Source organism: Hymenobacter sp. R533113, from assembly GCF_056835965.1.
The window spans coordinates 66,815-85,267 of record NZ_JAKWBD010000001.1 but is presented as its reverse complement, the minus strand read 5'-3'; the positions used below and the strand labels follow the sequence as shown (position 1 = coordinate 85,267).

The 18,453-nt window shown below is 54.4% G+C and carries 14 protein-coding genes; 6 read left to right on the top strand and 8 right to left on the bottom strand.

Annotation, left to right across the window (positions count from 1 at the left end; translation table 11 throughout):
- Positions 1–96 precede the first annotated feature (96 nt).
- Positions 97–1,125 carry a quinone-dependent dihydroorotate dehydrogenase gene (locus MKZ35_RS00325; protein ID WP_482511247.1) on the top strand — a complete coding sequence of 343 codons (1,029 nt, stop codon included), beginning with the start codon at positions 97–99 and terminating at the stop codon, positions 1,123–1,125.
- A gap of 297 nt (positions 1,126–1,422) precedes the next feature.
- Here the strand turns inward: MKZ35_RS00325 and MKZ35_RS00320 are convergent, their stop codons facing one another.
- Both MKZ35_RS00320 and MKZ35_RS00315 read right to left on the bottom strand, forming a co-directional pair.
- Entirely contained in the window at positions 1,423–2,112 is a 690-nt protein-coding gene (locus MKZ35_RS00320; protein WP_482511246.1) for a DUF2306 domain-containing protein, read from the bottom strand.
- Positions 2,113–2,332: 220 nt separating this feature from the next.
- Positions 2,333–3,391, bottom strand: a complete 1,059-nt coding sequence (locus MKZ35_RS00315) for an acyloxyacyl hydrolase (protein ID WP_482511245.1) — start codon at positions 3,389–3,391, stop codon at positions 2,333–2,335.
- 354 nt (positions 3,392–3,745) lie between these two features.
- On the opposite strand from MKZ35_RS00315, the gene MKZ35_RS00310 reads away from it, so the two are divergent.
- The 4 genes from MKZ35_RS00310 to MKZ35_RS00295 all read left to right on the top strand — a co-directional run bounded on the left by MKZ35_RS00310 (position 3,746) and on the right by MKZ35_RS00295 (position 6,211).
- Complete coding sequence (locus MKZ35_RS00310) at positions 3,746–4,483, top strand: porin family protein (RefSeq protein WP_482511244.1); 738 nt, start codon at positions 3,746–3,748, stop codon at positions 4,481–4,483.
- Positions 4,484–4,523: 40 nt separating this feature from the next.
- Complete coding sequence (locus MKZ35_RS00305; RefSeq protein WP_482511243.1) at positions 4,524–4,694, top strand: hypothetical protein; 171 nt, start codon at positions 4,524–4,526, stop codon at positions 4,692–4,694.
- A 152-nt stretch (positions 4,695–4,846) separates the two neighbouring features.
- Positions 4,847–5,443 carry a porin family protein gene (locus MKZ35_RS00300; RefSeq protein WP_482511242.1) on the top strand — a complete coding sequence of 199 codons (597 nt, stop codon included), beginning with the start codon at positions 4,847–4,849 and terminating at the stop codon, positions 5,441–5,443.
- Positions 5,444–5,593: 150 nt separating this feature from the next.
- Positions 5,594–6,211 carry a porin family protein gene (locus MKZ35_RS00295; protein WP_482511241.1) on the top strand — a complete coding sequence of 206 codons (618 nt, stop codon included), beginning with the start codon at positions 5,594–5,596 and terminating at the stop codon, positions 6,209–6,211.
- A 92-nt stretch (positions 6,212–6,303) separates the two neighbouring features.
- On the opposite strand, the gene MKZ35_RS00290 is transcribed toward MKZ35_RS00295, so the two are convergent.
- Complete coding sequence (locus tag MKZ35_RS00290) at positions 6,304–7,665, bottom strand: dipeptidase (protein WP_482511240.1); 1,362 nt, start codon at positions 7,663–7,665, stop codon at positions 6,304–6,306.
- Positions 7,666–7,951: 286 nt separating this feature from the next.
- Between MKZ35_RS00290 and MKZ35_RS00285 the strand changes: the two genes are divergently transcribed.
- A complete protein-coding gene (locus MKZ35_RS00285; protein ID WP_482511239.1) occupies positions 7,952–8,284 on the top strand; it encodes a DUF1648 domain-containing protein in 333 nt (110 codons plus the stop codon).
- A gap of 211 nt (positions 8,285–8,495) precedes the next feature.
- Here the strand turns inward: MKZ35_RS00285 and MKZ35_RS00280 are convergent, their stop codons facing one another.
- From MKZ35_RS00280 to MKZ35_RS00260, 5 genes are all read right to left on the bottom strand, one after another.
- A complete protein-coding gene (locus MKZ35_RS00280; RefSeq protein ID WP_482511238.1) occupies positions 8,496–8,900 on the bottom strand; it encodes a hypothetical protein in 405 nt (134 codons plus the stop codon).
- Positions 8,901–8,922: 22 nt separating this feature from the next.
- The gene (plsY, locus tag MKZ35_RS00275) at positions 8,923–9,561 is read right to left on the bottom strand and encodes a glycerol-3-phosphate 1-O-acyltransferase PlsY (protein WP_482511237.1); all 639 of its coding nucleotides are present in this window, start codon (positions 9,559–9,561) and stop codon (positions 8,923–8,925) included.
- Between the two features lie 208 nt (positions 9,562–9,769).
- Positions 9,770–14,953 (bottom strand): hypothetical protein, encoded by a 5,184-nt coding sequence (locus MKZ35_RS00270; protein WP_482511236.1) that lies wholly within the window; start codon positions 14,951–14,953, stop codon positions 9,770–9,772.
- A 629-nt stretch (positions 14,954–15,582) separates the two neighbouring features.
- Positions 15,583–17,187, bottom strand: coding sequence for a family 43 glycosylhydrolase (locus tag MKZ35_RS00265; protein WP_482511235.1), 1,605 nt, complete (start codon positions 17,185–17,187; stop codon positions 15,583–15,585).
- 108 nt (positions 17,188–17,295) lie between these two features.
- Entirely contained in the window at positions 17,296–18,360 is a 1,065-nt protein-coding gene (locus tag MKZ35_RS00260) for a glycoside hydrolase family 43 protein (RefSeq protein ID WP_482511234.1), read from the bottom strand.
- Between the last annotated feature and the right edge of the window lie 93 nt (positions 18,361–18,453).

Here is an 18,453-nt window from a genome sequence, read left to right as displayed (position 1 = left end):
TATCAATTAACAATGAGCAATGCACATCAACTGATTGACATGCTTAACGCTCATAGCTTAATTGCACAGTGTTAATTGTTAAATGTTACTTGTTAAATGTATAAGCGCTTCGTCAAACCTATTCTCTTTCAACTCGACGCGGAGCGCGCGCATCACTTTGTTTTCGATAATCTCAAGCGCGGCTACCGGCTGCCCGGCACAGCGGCCTTGTTGCGCAGCCTCTACGATTTTCAGCATCCCAGCCTGGAGCGAGAGGTTTTTGGGTTAAAATTCAAGAACCCCGTCGGCTTAGCAGCGGGCTTCGACAAAAACGCCGACCTCACCGATGAATTAGCGGCGCTGGGTTTCGGCTTTGTCGAAATTGGAACGGTGACGCCCAAGGCCCAGCCGGGTAATCCGGCCCCGCGTCTGTTTCGGCTGCCGGCCGATGCGGCCCTTATCAACCGCATGGGTTTCAACAATGAGGGCGCTGAAGCAGTAGCCCTGCGCCTTCACCAGCGCCGCTCAGCTATGCTTATCGGCGGCAACATTGGCAAAAACAAGGACACGCCCAATGAGCGCGCCGCCGCCGATTACATAGCCTGTTTCGACGCGCTTTTTGATGTTGTAGACTATTTCGTGGTCAACGTCAGCTCGCCGAATACGCCCAATTTGCGCCAGCTCCAGGAAAAAGCCCCCCTGATTGACTTACTCCACCAAGTACAGAACCGCAACCAGAGCCACCCCAATCCCAAGCCGCTGCTGCTCAAAATTGCGCCCGACCTCACCGATAGCCAACTCGATGACATTCTGCTCATCGCCCGCGAAACGCAGTTGAGCGGTCTGGTCGCCACCAACACGACCATCAGTCGCGAAGGGCTGCAAATTGCCCCCCAGCAGGTACAGCAGCTAGGCGCAGGCGGTCTGAGTGGTCGTCCGTTGCGGCAGCGCGCCACGGAGGTCATTCGGTATTTACACCAAAAGTCGAATGGCGAGCTGCCAATTATCGGTGTGGGGGGCATTTTTTCGGCCACCGATGCCCAGGAGAAACTAGCAGCCGGCGCGGCGCTGGTACAGCTTTACACCGGCTTTATTTATGAAGGCCCGGCGCTTGTGAAGCGTATCAATCAGGCCTTAGTACGATAACCTTTTCTAATAAGAACGTCATGCAAAGCGCAAGCGAAGCATCTCGCGTGCTGAGGTTGGAGTACTATCCACCAATAAACAGGCGGTCATGCTGAGCGAAGTCAAAGTATCGTGGCTGCTTCGTTGCAATGCCGTGAGGTCAGTACCCAGTAGGGATGCTTCGACTCCGCTCAGCATGACAGTAGCTTTGGCAACGTCAGCACGCGAGGATGCTTCGGCTCCACCTCTGCATGACGTTCTGAATGAGTATTAGTTAGCTCAAGAGAGAATTTTCCGGCTGGTGCTGGCAACGAAGACTTAAGCTGGCGCTTGTTTTTGCAAACGCACTTCTACCATCTGTTCGGGCCGCTGACCTTGCTTGAATTTAGCCTTGTAACGCCGTTGTACCCACACTAGCGGCGGCACCATGACCAGCGTAGGCCACAGAAAATTCCAGGGCCAGGGAATAAACGTAAGGCTGGTAGCCGAAAAAGCTGACACTGCCGCGATATAAGCCCCCACGAACCCCGATATATGGTTGTGCAGCCATTGACCTACGGGCCAAGGACCGAGGCGGCGAAACGCGCGCAGCTGCTGCACGGCAAAGTTGACCCCAATACTGCCAAGCACGAGCGAAATGACAGTGCGCGTAACCAAGCCATAGACAACAGTGCCTCCAAAAACCGTCAGTCCCAGCCCTACTCCTATCCAGTCGTAGATGGCAGCTTGCTGGCCCTGGCCCATGTGCTTGTGGTAGAGGGAGCGATAGCCGAACCAAGCCAGGTATAAGCTGAAGATACCAGTCAGCAACAAGAAGGTGAGCCCCTTGACGCTGGCCGAGAAGACAGCCGTGGTGCCTGCTATCACCATGGCCCAAAAGAAGATACGCCCCCAGAGCCGATGCGCGGCGCCACCTTTGCGCACCGCCAGAGCAGCCGGCGCCACAAAAAAGCCCACAAAGCCGGCGCCAATATGTACCCAGCGGTTTAGTAGCAACAACTCCTCCATGACAGCAGCAATAAGCGTCGAGTATATCAACCAATTCTGGTTGTTTGCTGTCAAACATGGACGAAATCAGGCTGCGTGTGCCAGAAAAGATACTGAAGCGTAGGAATAACCAGCCGAAGTAACGGCTTAGGCTGATGAGTGGCGCTGCTGGCCTGGAGCGCCGCTGGGGGGCTTTTTTATCGGGTCAACCTCGCGTAAAGCGCCGTAATGGCTGAATTACCTAGAGCTTCATTCCCACCCGCCACTCAATTACATCGGCAGCGCCGCGGTGCACTTTCAAGTCAATGGAGCCAAAAAGGCGCTCCGTGACGTGGTATTTCAAGCCAATGCGCTCGTAGTAAAAGCTGTTCGATTTGTAGGGATTATACACGTAAATGCCTAGGTGCGTAACTACGGACATACGCCCAAACAGCAACTCATGACCCACAAGGACCCCGGCTTTTTTCACGTCAATAAGGGCTTCCCCATTGCGAATAGTATCGCGCTGTTCGGCCAGCAGGCCACGGTCGTAGAAGCCTTCTACGCCGGCCACGAGGTTGCTTTTGCGATTAATACGCCGGCCGGCAACCACCGTCAGGGAGTTTACCAGGTACTTCTGCCGGCTCGATTCGTTGCGCTGCTTGTAGCCGAGCGTGCTACTTAGGTTGAGGAAATTCCGGCCAATATTCTCCGGCGTGTAGCCCGGCACCGCAGCCACCGGCCGAAACGGGCGCTGCTGATGATAGTTCAAGCCCAGCACTACTGTCGGGATATTAATGCCCAAATTGGGCTTGGTGGTAGCACCGTTGGAATAATGATTGAGTCCCACGCCCAGCAATAAGCCCAGATGCTCTGAAATGGCCACATCGTACTCGGCTCGCAGCTGCAAGGTCGCGTTCAGGCGCGAGCTGACAATCAGGTTTTTGTGGTTGGTTTCCTGGTCGAAGCGCACGGGAAAGTAACCCAGGCCCGTGCCCATTCGCAGGTTCAGCTCATGGCGCACCGTGCGCAGAAACGCCTTGTTCAGGTACACGGTAGCGGCGTACGACTTGCCCAGCACCGGATTGTGGTAGTCGTAGTAGGTAAAGGCCACGCCCACTTTCGGATAGCGATACCACGCGTGCCAGGGGGCATTTCCGGTGGTTTGGCGCTGCCAGTTCAACTCAAAACCCGTTGGGTGCGCCTGCACAAGGTGCACTACCCGCGGCGTATGGGCAATAATAAACCCGCCCTGCACGTAAGCGCCCAACACCAGCGGCCCGCGTGGCGCCCCCGCGGCATCTGTGCCTTGAGCTTGCACTGACTGGCCCAATAAGTTGAGTCCAGCAAAAGCAGCTAATACAATACGGCCCCAATTCAACCGACCAAAAATAACCATAGAGCAGCGTGTCGCGACTCAAAATTAGCAAAACCTATGGCACCGCGTTTGGGAAACAAGGCCACGACCAGCAAGCGAGTAAGCAACTGACCTTATTGCACTTGTCGGAAACACAAGCGCTAAGAATAGGTTTTCGCTGTTATTAAACTAACATTAATTACAACCTGGGCCGCAACTTTTATACTCGCTTTTACGATATGAGGGCCTGACAATTGTTTGTCGTTCTGGCATTAACACCAGATTTACAATGTTTTACAAAACCATTTATTCATTTTTATGAAAAAGTTTGCAGTACTGGCTCTAGGCCTTCTGACGGCCTCCGTCGCCCAAGCTCAGGACCCGGGCGGCTTTCGCATTGGCTTAAAAGCCGGTGCCACTTACTCGAACATCAGCGGTGACAACGTAGAGCAGATCACCGGCGCAGGATATAGCGGCGATTTTGGCGATTACAAACTGGGCTATAATGCTGGTGTAGCACTCACCATTCCGCTTAGCTCCGATGGCTTCTTCTCCTTCGCTCCCGAAGTGCTATACAACCGTAAAGGCTACGAAATTAGCTCTACGCAAAGCAACGCAGGAGCCGGGATCGACAAGCTCGAAGTGGAGCAGCAGCGCGTACTACACTACATCGATGCGCCTTTGCTGGCTAAAATCAACGCTGGGGGGCTTTTCTTTGAGCTTGGCCCGCAAGTGAGCTACTTGTTCGGCTCTAAGAGCAAAAGCCAGACAACCACCAAGTATACTAACGGCGATAAGGACAAAGTTGAAGACAACTCAGGCTTCCGCGATTACACCGGCGTCAGCCGTGACGACGCCTACAAGTCTGACTTGGCGCAGTTCGACATCAGTGGTGTAGCCGGCCTCGGATACATGACGGAAGGCGGGCTAAGCTTGGGGCTACGTTATGCTCGTGGCTTCAATTCGCTGATCGACACCAAGAATCAGGACAACGAGCCGAAAGCATTTAACAATGCTTTCACCTTACAGTTGGGGTATCTGATTCCGACAAAATAGGTAGTTGCTGTTCAGCTTCTTAAAAGCGGGTTGCCATGGTATGGCAGCCCGCTTTTTTGTGCAGTTGAAAACTCGGATAGTTCCTTTTTGCGGGGCCTACAACGGCTCCTTCACCGGTTTTGCCAACGGTGACTACCGCGATGAAGAACTGCGCAACGCCCGCAATCAGGTGGTTCAGGGGTCGCTCTGCTATTTGATTCCGAGCCGGTAGTTAGAGTAAGTAACCGTGCGAAAAAGCCCCCCGGTCTATCTATTTGATAGGCTGGGGGGCTTTTTCACGAAGAAGTGGCATAGTTTATACTCTACAGTCCTGAAACGATATTTGAAATCAAACATGTGCTACAATCCAACTTCTTCTAACTAATGACAAGGCTAGTTCTTCTTTTCTTACTAACCGTTACTGTTACATCCTTTAGCCGTGCGCAAGGCGTAAAGCTTGGATTGAAAGCTGGTGCCAACTTAGCCACTGTCGTTGGCACTACTCCCACCGATCAGTACGCCATTCTGGGCGCGGCAGGTGGTATTACTCTAAACGTTGCTCTATCAGACCGCTTCTCAGTGCAACCAGAACTGCTTTATTCTATGCAGGGCTTCCAGTATTATTCTGGTGGTGGTGGCGGCTTCGGAATAAGTCTTGGCAGAGGCTACCGTGAACCTATTAATTATCTTAACCTTCCTGTGCTAGCGCAACTAAATATCAAACGTTTTTTTATCGAAGCTGGCCCGCAAATAGGTATACTGATTACCAATAATTATGACTACGAGGTTTATAATCGCCTTGATGTAGGAGTTGCAGCCGGGCTAGGTTGCCGGGTCTCTAAACACTTTAATTTAACAGCCCGCTATAATAGAAGCTTACGCAATATTTTTCAACCGTTCCCGCCCCCAAATTCGGCGCGGTTAATAGGTTACCATTCTGTTTTCCAGGTTTTCGCGGGCTATACTTTTGGTGCTAAGTAAAAACTAGGGCTCGCAAAAACTGGAAAAGCCCGTTTTCCACCTTGGAAGACGGGCTTTTTACTATGATAGTAGTCCTGGAAAAAAGCCTCAGCATCTGTAGCTACTTTTGACTGATGACTTCGTTAGTAGTCTTTCGCCCTCGACATCTACATGATAAAGACATTTTTAGGCTTCTTACTGCTGCTCATAGCCAGCACCACTAGCCACGCCCAGCTCGTGCGCCTGCGGCCGGGTATTAAGGTGGGGGGCAATTTGAGCAGCGGCGTGGGCCGGGATGTGGAGGACAGCAAGTTCCGGGTGGGCTACCACGGTGGCGCTACATTGAATTTGAGCGTTGGGGAGCGTTTTTCGTTGCAGACGGAAGGGCTGTACACGATAAAAGGCGACAAGTCGCTGGCCTACGGCCCGAACATTTTATCGGAGCTGCGCTACTTGGATGGCCTGGTGCTCTTGCGCTACACTACCACCGATATCTTCTTTGAAGCCGGCCCGCAGATGGGGCGTCTGCTGTCAGTGAAGAGCAATCTGGATAATGTAGAGGAGTTCAGCTTAGAAAAAGGCCCCTTTCGTCAGCTGGAGTATGGCTATGCCTTCGGCTTTGGCTACCAGGATCCGGGGGGACTCAGCGCGGGCTGGCGCTACCTGGGTGGCCTCAGCAATATTTTTAAGGCCGTGCAGTTTTCGGAGAATGAAATACAGCAGCTCCAGGCTCGAAATGGTGCGCTTCAGTTTTATGTCGCGTATCGATTCTTTAATAAGAAGAAATAAAGCAAAAAGCCCCCCAATACATGTGTTGAGGGGCTTTTTGTGGTACTACGAGTCGCCCGCAGGGCCTCGTAGTACCACTATCGTAGAACAAGCTACTTGCTGGCTGCCGCGTAGTTGCGGTAGAAGTGCGGAATGGTTTCGATGCCTTTGAAGAAATTAAAGACCCCAAAATGCTCATTCGGCGAGTGAATGGCGTCGGAATCCAGGCCGAAGCCGAGCAGCACCGTATCCAGGCCCAGCTCCGATTTGAACATGGCCACAATCGGGATAGAGCCGCCGCCGCGCGTGGGCACCGGCTTTTTGCCGTAAGTCGTTTCAATGGCCTGGGCCGCCGCCTGATACGCTACGGAATTGGTCGGCGTCACGACGGGCTCGCCGCCGTGGTGCGGCGTTACCTTCACCGTGACACCCTGGGGGGCAATTTTCGTGAAGTGCTCCTGGAATTTCTGGGTAATTTCGGCTGAAGTCTGGTGAGGCACCAGGCGCATCGAGATTTTGGCGTAGGCCTTGGAGGCAATCACCGTTTTGGCGCCCTCGCCCGTGTAGCCACCCCAGATGCCGTTCACGTCCAGCGTGGGGCGGATGCTGGTGCGCTCGATGGTGCTGAAGCCCTGCTCGCCGTGGATGTCTTTCAGGCCGATACTTTGCTTGAAATCTTCGTCGGAGTGCGGGGCCTTGGCCATCTCGGCGCGCTCCGCGGCGCTTAGCTCGTCTACGTTGTCGTAGAAGCCGGCGATGGTGATGTGGTTGTGCTCGTCGTGCAGGCTGGCAATCATCTTGCACAGCACGTTGATGGGGTTCGGCACCGCGCCGCCGTAAATACCCGAGTGCAGGTCGCGGTTAGGACCGGTTACTTCCACTTCGTGGTAGCTCAGGCCACGCAAGCCTACCTCAATGCTGGGCACGTCGTTGGACAGCATGCCGGTATCCGAAATCAAGATAACATCGGCCTTCAGCTTTTCCTTGTTGGCTTTCACGAAGATACCGAGGTTGTTGGAGCCTACTTCTTCCTCGCCCTCAATCATAAACTTGACGTTGCAGGGCACGCCGCCTTCTTGGCTCATCATCTCGAAGGCCTTCACATGCATGTACACCTGGCCTTTGTCGTCGCAGGCCCCGCGAGCGTAGATCTTTTCGTCCTTAATTACCGGCTCAAACGGCGGCGACGTCCACAGCTCGTACGGGTCGGCGGGCTGCACATCATAGTGGCCGTACACGAGCACCGTGGGCAGGCTGGGGTCAATGATTTTGTCGCCGTACACGATGGGATATCCGGCGGTCTGGCACAGCTCCACGTTTTCTACGCCAGCTTCTTCGAGGCGGGTTTTGAGAAAATCAGCGGCCTTCAGCACGTCGCCCTGAAACTTGGGGTCGGCGGAAACGGAGGGAATACGGAGCCAGTCGAGCAGCTCAGCGAGGAAACGGTCTTTGTTTTGGTCGAGGTACGTGGGCATAGGGCGGTGAGGTTGATTGGGAATGCGAAGGTAGTAGGGGCACGTTGTACGCGCCCGTCGTTGCACGATAATAGTTGTAATTACCAATAAACAGCATTTCTGCTTAACTCCAGCTTATCTCCTCCCCTTACGCTGACTGCTACGGTACGCTTGCACAATTTTCTCGATAACTAGCGTAAGCCTACTTAGGACAACCAGGCAGAGCGCCATTATTCCGAAGCTAAAGAGTTGACTTTTACCTACCTTGATATATCCAACTCAGGAAATATAACCTGATAATCTAATTATGAACATTCTAAAGACCCCTGCTCAAGTGACGGGTAAAAAAGCGCTTCTGTTCGCTCTTATTCTCATGCCTATTGGATGTCTTCTGTGGCAATGGAATGCCTTACCCATGCAGATTCCCGTACATTTCTCGCGCGGCGGAGCAGATACTTTCGGTAGTAAGTACATGCTTATTGGCCTTGTTGTGATGCCATCATTATTATATGCTGCCCTGCCTTTCCTGAATCCGGTAGAAGCCAATAATACTGCGCGCCAACAAATAGGAGTTGGGGCGATAGTTTTTCTAAGCTTGGTTCTATGTGGGTTATTGGTGGTAGCGCCCTTGGGCAAATAGAGTAAACTTTCTTTGCAGTCGCTCGGCTGCGCCGCGTGACTTTTATGCTCAAGCAGCTGTGCTGTGTGCATCTGCTTTGACTGGTTGATAGTTGGGCGACCGGCGCGGGATGCTCGCGGCACAGCCGCTCCGGCGTAGGCGTCGTCACTCGGCGCAGCCGAGCGGCTGCGGAGGAGTCTTTGTCGTCGCTCGACTGTGGGGAAATCTTACTCTATATTGAAAAACTCACTATCTGCCTTATTGATACCGGAACATCGCCTTCATGCTCTAATTGTAAAGCAGGTCGGAGTATTGGTAACTTACGATTCATCTCAGATGGATAGCTATCAATGAGAAAATTCTCGATTTCATTGATCAATGGTAGAGCTTCAGCGGTGAGGATGCCTATATACAAGAGCCCGCCATGTCGTAAGCATCCTTCAATCCAATGCTTATAGCCTGAGTTATAGCGCCCGCATGAATTCACGCCATTTCTGAGGCGTCGGTTGCCTCCAAAGAAGCTGTTATGAGCTTTGCCCCAGTAAAAAGGTTTACTATTCCACTCATGTAGATAGATGACGCCAGAATAATCTTTAGCATCATTATACTCCTTACAACACTTCCAGAAAATCTTCATAACACAAAGTGTTTTTGTTCTTCTACTTCCGCCCAAACAGTGGCACCCGGCTCTCCGTCCCGGCTTTGAGCCGCCCGATATTAGCCCGGTGAGTATAAATTAGGAGCCCGGCCAGCACGAAGCCAAACACGAGTAGCAGCGAGTTATCCGGGCGAAACGGGGGAAGCAGCTGCAGCAAGGCAAAGGCCACGCCCGCCGCCATAGAGGATAGCGACACGTAGCGGGAGAGCAGCAGCACGGCCAAGAACACCAGAATGCACACGCCTACCGTGCCCGGCGCAATGGCCAGCATCATGCCCAGCACCGTGGCCACGCCCTTACCGCCCCGAAAGCCCGCGTAGATGGGGTAGATGTGACCCACCACGGCCAGCACACCGCACGCCAGCTGAAAGTACAGCAGGTGCCCGGCCTGAATGGCTCCCTGATTGAGCATCACCGTGGCCAGCGACGTAGCCGCCCAGCCCTTGAATACATCAATGGCCATTACTACGGAGCCGGGGCGCTTGCCCAGCACGCGGAAGGTATTGGTAGCCCCCGAATTACCGCTGCCGTGCTCCCGGATATCGAGCCCGAAAAACCACTTTCCTACCCACAAAGCCGTGGGAATGGAGCCGACAAGGTAAGCGGCCACAAGGAGGCCAAGCACGGTAGCAATGTTCATAGGGCGGAAGGGCAGAAAGGGCGGAGTTGCTCAAAGATAGAAGTTGACTCCACCCTTATACGCAAGTGGTAACGCCTGCTACATGAGATTACCTAAAAAGGCCGTCATAATGGGTACCACGACACACTTTACCGACCACCTAGAACGGCTTCACATATAAAAAAGCCCCCCAGAAATTCTCTGGGGGGCTTTTTTATACGTGAAGCCTTTACGAGCCACCGAAGGGGTCTTCCTCGTCAGCCTTTTTCTTCTTCTTTTTTTCCTTCTCCTTTTTGGGTTCCTCCACCGGAGCCGGGGCGTCGGCGGGTGGGGCGGCCTGGTCTACGGCTTCGTCCTTCTTTTTCTTCTTGCGGCTGGGCTCTTCTACCGGCGCGTCGGGGGCGGGCGTGGTGCCTTCGTCAACTACGGCTTCCTGCTTTTTCTTTTTCTTCTTTTTGCCGCTGTCCACCATGTTATCGAAGTTGCCGGTGTCGTCGTTGCCGCTTACGATGGGGGCTGCTTTGCGCTTCTTTAGGTCTTCGCCCAGATAATCCTTGCGGAAATGGTCGAGGAAGAGCTGCACCTCCTGGTCGTCGCCGAGGTAGAAGCCGTATTGGGTGGCCGTATTGTAGTCGCCCTTGGCTTTGAGGCTGATAATCTCGTCGAAAGAGCCGTGCTGGGCTTTGGCCAGCACCACGTTGTTGGTGTACTTGATGTAGTACCAGGTGCGGGGCTCGGCTTCCAGATAGATTTCAACCGCGTCGCCGGCACTCTCGCGCTTTACTTCGATGTAGCCATCAATCAGGGCGTTCAGGTCTTTTTTGCCGACGCTCGCCAGACCGATTTTGCCCACCGAGTACCAGGCCTTTTTCTTCTCCGACCACTCCAGGTTCACCTTGCTCAGCACCAGTGTATGCAGGAATTTGGAAGACAGCTTTTGCAGGGGCACATAGCTGCCTTTGCGGGCCGCGTAGCCCTGCACTGCTTTGCTGCCAATGAACTCGCCCAGCTTATACAGCTCATTCTGCGAGCCGTCCAGTGCCTCAGGAGCACCTTTAATGCTACCGGCTATGTCGGCTGCCATTGCCTCAATGGCTTTTTCGGGCATGTTAATATCAAATGCCATGAAGGTGTCCAGCTCGTAGCGGTTGCTATCGGGCTTGGCCCGACCTACGGCGGCGGCGGTTAGCGAGTAGTCCTTGTTGGAAGCTATGAGTTCCATCTTACCCCGGAAATTCATTACGCCCGTGGAGTCGTCCAGCCTTAATACCTGACCTTCATAGATGTTGATGTCGCTGGGGTCGTGGCGGGCAATGGTAAAGTTGCGCTTCTTGGCGTCGAAGCGCATGGTGCCGTCCACCCTAAAGATGTTCAGGTCGGTTACGTCGGGCTTTACGGCCACGAAAAGCGGATACACTTTGGCCGTGCTTCCCGACATAAACAGGCCCGTGAGCATAGGCACGCCATCTTCCGACGTCAAATCCTGCACCTTGATGCGCATGTCCTTGGGGTCGATGCTGTCCTGCACGGCAAACCAGCCGCTCGCCGACGGCTGTGAGCTGAAGTCAAGGCGGGCCTGCCCATCGAAGATGAAGCCGCGCCGCTGGGAGTTCAGGCGCACATTACCCCGATAAGGTACCCGCGGTGCCAGCCGGAATTTTTCGGCGGCCTGAATATTCGCTACCGCCACCGTAGGCGGCGACAAGGGGCTCATGATGTTCTCTTTTTTGCCCCCCAGCAACCCTTTGCCGCTGCCTTTGCCAGCACTAGCCAAGCTACCCTTCACGGCCACCGAATCGACGGCGAAATTGGCAAATTTGATGGCAAACGAGTCGGCCGTAGCATTCTGGTAGCTGTACAAAGCATTGCCTGTGAAGGACGTGCGCGACTTAATTTCTATTTGGCCTTTGTACAGTTCGTGAAATTTGCTCAGCGTATCCATCACGATGCCGGCATTCTGGAAGGAACGCATCTGGCCGCTGCCCAGCACATATACTTTGCTGCTGTCGGGCGTAATCCAGGCGTCGGCGGCGGCAATGTAGGGTACACCACCCGCTACCAGGCGGTAGCGGCTCAGGTCATACTGGCCCGTTGTGCCTCTAAACTTCAGCCCTTTCTGCTCTGGTTTAGTGGAGAAGAAGAATGATTTCGTAGAATCGGCGCCGGGCGCAACGCGCATCTGCACCAACTTCTTCTTGAAGTCCCAGCGGCCACCGCTCAGCGTGGTTTTGAAATCGGAGTATGGCAAATCGATGCTGGCTTTGCTGCCTTCTTCGCGGGTGAAGTTGGCGTAGCCTTGCTTGATGTCGTAGTCGAACGCTACCTCGTTGGCAGTCAGCGCGGGCTTATTGGCTTCCGATGATTTAATGCTGAGTGTCGATTTTTTGCCCTTGTAGCTGGTAGGCAAAAAGGTAAACTGCTGCGAGCGAATAAATGACTGCGGCCCGTCCATACCGCCGTTGCCATAAAGCCCCCCAGGCGTAAGTATAGTCGTGCCCTTAAAGCCGTAGTCGCCGGCGTAGAACTTCATAGCCATGCCGTCGCGCGGGGTGCTGATGTACATGGAATCGGCTTTTACTACCCACTTCATCTCATAGCCCGGCAACAGCGCCACGTTGGCATAATTCACTCCATTCAGCGGCCCCTGCGCGATATTCCCCGACTTACCCGAGGTCACGACGGAGTCCTGATAAAAGATAAACTGCTCGCTTTGAAGCTTGCCCACGAGATAAGTCAGCTCGCCGTTGCCCTGAATACCACGGTTGCTCATCTGCACTTTATTGTACAGACGACCTTTGCCGCCGTATACCGGCAAGCCTTCTTTGGGCGCGCTATAGTTGAAGCCCAACGAGCCGTCTTCCTGCAAGCTAAGCTTGGTCTTGATAGGCGGCAAAATGCCCCCCGACATAAAGGTGCCCTTAAACCCGACCGCCGAGCGGTTCTTGTTATTCAGCGAGTCGAGGCGGAAGGGCGGAATATCGAAGTACACGGCTGTGTCGTAGGCGCCGCCCAATACTTCGGGCTTGTTAAAGAACACGTAGGCTCCCGTGGAAGCGTCGAAGGAAGGATACGCGCCCAGCCTCTTGCGGCCCGATTTGTTCTTAGGGTCGTTGATGTAGAGCTTTCCCGACGAGCTTTTCTTCTTGTTGGTCAAGGCGAAGTCGGTGTCCTTGCGCGTCTTCATCACGGAGCCTTTCGAGTTTTTGCCCTTTACGATGATGGAGTCAATCTTCACCAGATCAATGAAAAAGCCGTCGTAGTCGAACTTAAACTCTTTGCCTTTGAAGATAAACGCCGAGGCCACCACGGTACCGTTGAACAACACGCCGCGATTCTTCTGAATGCGAATCGTGCTGCTGTCGGGCTTTACGTACACCGTTATGGAGTCGTCGGAGAAGTTGAAGCGGTCCACGCCGCGCACAATCAGGTCGTTACTGTTCAGGTCGAGCGTCGCATTCTTGCCGCTCGGCGACAACGACTTGATAGCAATGTGGTCGTAATCTTTTTTGCCCCGCGACGAGCGCACATAGTGGCTGGCTTTGGGCAGCAGGGTTACTTCGTCGGTGGTGGCATTCCAGGCCACGTAGCCGTCGCGGGCGAGGCCGGACACGGCGGAGCGCACGTTGGCTTCCTTTACTTTCAAATCGGCGGCCATCTGCGCTACCGTGAAGGTTTTGGCATCGCCGTGGGTCTGACTGTAGCCCACCACCATCTGTAGAGGGTGAAGCTTGTTAATGGCCTTGATTTGCTGGTAGCGGGTGTTGGTGTAGAACTCTTTCGACTCGAAGCTGGCCGTTACCTGGTTCTTGGCAGTCAGCATGGAAAAGTCGATCAGCGGCGTGCGAATAGGCCAAGTGAGCAGCTCCGTCGCGATTTCCATCTGATGATAGGAGTCGTAGTAAGGCGTGGTTTTATACAAGCCATCTTCCCGGTTTAGCTGCAACACCTGCCCGCGCTTGCTGTACTTAAGCTTCACGCCGGGATGCGTCAGGGAATCCGCTTTATCCTGATAAATGGTAACGCCGGCGCGGGCTGCCGTGATAATGGAGTCGCCGAGCACATAGGCGCGCGACGTGGCTGCAAACTTGGTTTTGCCGTCAGCCTCCACCGTAATGCGCGACAGGCTGCCGTCGAGGGAAGCACTGAGCATCTTGCTGCCAGCTAACGAAAAGCCCCCCACGTAGCGAATATTATCGCCGAGGTTTTTTACGCGGGCATCATTGGTAAGGGAGATGAAGCGCGGGTAGCCTGAGTCGGTAGCGCCGGGCTTTTTCTTCACGCTTTTATAAGAAAATGCTCCCTCAATGGGTGCCTCCAGCACCGCTGGGTACGTCAGCGTGACGGGCTCGGCGGTGAACTCGGCCTTGGCAATATCGAAGTCGTAGCTGGTCATGTCAGCCGTGACGGGGTTATTGTTCAAGGTCCAGGCCATCTGCCCGCCCTGCCCCACAAAGCGGCTACGACCGGGCACCACAATGCCGCTGGTTTTGCGCAGCACAATGCTGTCGCCGGGAGTGGCCATCAGCAGGTCGGCTTCCTTTATGATGAGCACCGGGCCGCGCGTGGGCGGAGCCATGTACGTATCGTAGCTGTTATCGGCAAATACGGGCTCTGGAGCCGGCTCGGGCGCTTTTATGGGTACCGCGGCTTTAGCCGGCGTTTTGGAGGCGGTTTTGGCGGGCGCTTTCGCCGGGGCTTTCTTCTTGGGCGTGCCCCAGCCATCGTCGTTGCCCCAGCCATTATCGCTGCCGGAGTCCCAGAGGTCGGCAGTGTCCCAACCGTCATTGCTTTTCTTCTTTGCGGGCTTGGGCTTGGCAGCAGGCTTGGCGGCGGGAGTGGCAGCCAGCGGTTCTGTTTTCACCACTGGCGCGGGTGCGGCTACCGGCTTGGGCCGGGGCGGCGCAGGCAGTGGGTTGTCGTTTTCATTGTAGGCAAAGGTAAAATTGCCCCCCAGCACGCGCAGATTGTTGTAGCGCGAGCGGTACAGGGTCTTGGTGTTCAAAAACTGAGTGGTGCTGGCTAAAAACTTCTCTGTAGTCAGCAAATCCTCTTTATCCACCGCTTTGGCTACTACCCCAAGTAGCTCAGTCGTCTGCTGGTCGGAGAGGTTTTGGCTTGCTCCCGCCAGCACGGCGTTAAAGAGTGACTCAAAGTGCGGCCGGGGCCGATATTTCTTCTCCAGCATCTGCTGGGAAACGGCGATAATCGTGGCCTGGTGAGTAGCCGTAAGCTTATTGCTGGCCCATAGCTGCTGCAAGCTGGCAGCGGAGGCTTTAGCCGCCACGTTGTTGGTGCTGGCCATCATGGCCTGCACATCCAGAATATACTGAGCTGGCTCCGGTGAAAGCTTGCCTGCCTTCGTCCGAGGCGCAGCTGCGACTGGCGGCTTGGCTTGCTGCGCCCACACGGGCACGCTTCCCCTATTATCAGCAAACAAAACCAACCCCAAAGCCAGCCAAAGACAAGATACTTCATACTCACGCCATCAGGACCATAATAAGACGCCTACAATTTCGCAAAAACCACGCAGTTTTTGTTAGTGACGACCTTAAAACCGCGTAGTTGCAGGATTTGCGGCTTTTTGAATAGCATAGTACCTAGCTAATACACTATAAATGAAACCAAACCCTCCTACCTAATCTTACCAAAGTACAAAAACAAAAAACCTATTGCGGAGTCCTTCAGATCAGCAGTCGGGTTAGAGTTGTAGTCGCTTCAAAATAACCATGTATCAAAAAAGCCCCCCAGTCGTGAATCTGGGGGGCTTTTTTATCATTGTGGAATCACAAGTAAACCCGTAATAAGCGCCTTGCTTGTTATGCGTCTTGACTGTATGATTACTATTGCACCAAAATCAGTACAATAAGAAATTATATACCAAGCTGGCCTCTAAGTATATTAACTGCACTATGTAATCTGGCAACCCTTAAGCCGTGTCGAATTGCAAAGCATCACTGGCTGCTAAATCTTGAGTAGCCAGAACGCCTTGCCGATAGATAGGAGCAAGTGCGAAGCATCGTAGAACGACGCAATGCGCCTCTTTTACTTAGCTTCTCTAGTGTCAGTAGCTTGGGCAATGGCGGGTTGATTTTGCAGCGTAAAATTTTCAAAGGCCGCGGTGGCCGTAGCCGGACCTTTGGCCAATACTCCCGCCCGAACACCCCGATCCCAGGGCGGCAAATACGTGCCGTTGATGGCACCCGCAATGCCCGGCATAGACTGCCAGGTTTTGCCGCCATCAACGCTCCAATCAAACCTGAACTGGTTACCGCCCTGAGCCTGCATGCGCAAGGTCAGAGCCGAGGCAGCGGGCAGTTTTACTTCACTCAGCGTCTTCTGCTTGCCCTTTTCCAATTGCCATAGTTGCAGCTTTCCGCTGCCCGTTGTTAAGGCAAGCGTATTTTCCGGGTCACCGTGGGCAGCAATACCAGCTACCGTGCCGGCAGGCAAAGTACTGGGGCTCAGCAATATAGTTGTAGCAGTGTAGTTGGCGGTGGTTGTGTGCTGGCCGAGCACGGCTCCGCTGTGCTGCGGCCGGGCGGTTAGTTGCAGCTTGCCGTCGCGCACGGCCACGGTGGGACGCTCTTCCACGGGCCATTGCCAGGTGGGTAACAAGGTAGTATTGTCGAATTCGTCGTTCAGATTACGAGCCTTGGCCATAGGCGCAGCCGTGGGGGGCATTTTCTCATCCCTACGGAATTCAGGCCAGCCAGTAGCGGTCCACGTGAACTCGCTTATTACGCCCTGTCGGCCCACAAACTCGAAGCTGCCGGTGTCGTAGGCGTGGTGCAGCATATACCAGCGGTCGCCGCGGTTGAATACGGTGCCGTGGCCCGGACAAGCCCACTTTTCGTTTTTAGTCAGAATGGGATTCTTGTCATATTTCTCCCAAGGGCCCAGCAAAGTCTTGGACCTGGCTACCCCAATTCCATACGTACAAGTGTGCCCGCAGCAGCCATTGCCGGCATAGAAAGCGTAGTAATAGTCGTTGCGCTTCACCATGGCTACGCCCTCCACCAGGTTGCCTTCCCAGGGCGCCGTGTTACGAAACAGCTCCGTTTTCTCGCCCATTAGCGCTGTGTGCTCTTCATTGAGGCGTTGGGCCCAAATGGGCGTCGGTAAGTTGCGGCTGTTGCCGTCCTCTTTCCAGATCAGATACAGCTCGCCTTTCTCATCGCGCATGGGAAAGCCGTCAATGGAGCCGGCCTCCTGCCCTACGATGGGGCCGTGGTCGCGGTAAGGACCTTCCGGGCTGTCGGCGCTGGCTATGCCCACGGACAGGGGACCATTTTTCTTATGAGCCGTGTAATAAATGTAGGTCTTGTTACCTTCCTGACTGATTTCCGGCGCCCAGAAATAATAGTCGGCCCAGGTTGGCAGCTCGTTCGGAAATACGTGGCCCGCCAGCTCCCAATCCGTTAGGTTGGTTGATTTTAGCAATGGAAATGCCGGCCCCCAGTTGGAGGAAGTAGCCGTGGCCCAGTAGGTGTCACCGACCTTCGTAATCGATGGATCGGGAAAGTCGCCGGCTAATACTGGATTGACGATGTTCAACGCGGGCACATCGGCTTCGGCCAGGTTTTCGGCTGTGTTGGCCGTCGGGGTGCTGACAACAGTAGACGCTGTTTGTTGGCAAGCACCGAGCAAGCATAGGGCTAGACCTAAAACCAGGTTTGTAGGCTTTTCTAGTGTCATAAAGGAGAGAGCTACAAGTACTTTAATGGGTGGAGGCACGCTGGGGGGCATTTTTCAGGATTACTCGCCGCCTGGCTCCGGCAACTGAACCCCAATGGGCTCCGGGGTTCCGAAGTTGGGCGTATCATCCGCGTTCCAGGTAAACTTTTGCATGCGCGGACTACGGGCGTCGCCGCAGCCCTGGTTGGGCCCCGCGTTGGCGTGGTACAGAATCCAGTCTTCCTGACCGTTTTTCGATTTAAAGAAGCTGTTGTGGCCCGGTCCGTACGCCCGGTCCGCTGGATCTTTGGTAAAGACGGGCGTAGCCGACTTCGTCCAGGAAGTGGGAATCATAGGGTCGGCGGTGCTGCTGGTGGAGAGCAGGCCGAGGGCATAGTCGTCGGTGTTGCAGTGGCTGGCCGAGTACACGATGAAGGTCTTGTTGTTGCGCTTCAGTATCTGGGGGCCTTCGTTCACCTTTGGTTCGCCGTTTCTTTCCCACGGGTACTCAGGTCGGCTCAGCTCTGCCCGTGGACCGCTTATAGTCCAGGGGTTGCTCATTGGGGCAATGTACAGGCGTTGCTCCACCGAGCCAGCCTCCTGGCCCGACCATAGTAGGTAGCGCTTGTTGTTTTGCTCCAGAATAGTCGCATCAATGGCCCACAAATCTTGATTGGGCACCGCAATCTGGCCTTTTTCCACCCAGGTGCCCGTGGTAGGATCGGCCGCGTCGTTTTCCAATACCCACATCCGCTGCCCACCGCAGCAGTTACCAGGGCCGGCTGTGAAATACACGTACCACTTGCCGTCCAGAAAGTGAATTTCGGGGGCCCAAATATCCCGCGAAGCCGCACCGCTAGCCGACGGCGTCCAGATGACCTTACTCGTCGCCGAGCCCAGCTCCGACATCTTCGCCGTTTTCCACAACCGCAGGTTGTTGCCCGTGGTGTGCATGTAGTAATAAAACCCGCCCTTCTCAGTTACCCACGGGTCGGGGCCGGAGGAAAGTACAGGATTTTGGAAAGTAGTGGCATCAACGCTGGGAGTAGGCTGCGGAACGACGGCCTGAGGCTTGTCTTTTTCACAGGCTAGCAGCCCCAACACCAACATGCAACTCAGAAGGCGGCGAAACGGGGTGGGAAGCATAAGTTGAGTAATTAGTAACTGGTATTAGTAATACGCTAAAACCACGTACGCGGTGAACAAACTGGCAGGCCCGGCAACGAAACAGCCGCCCCG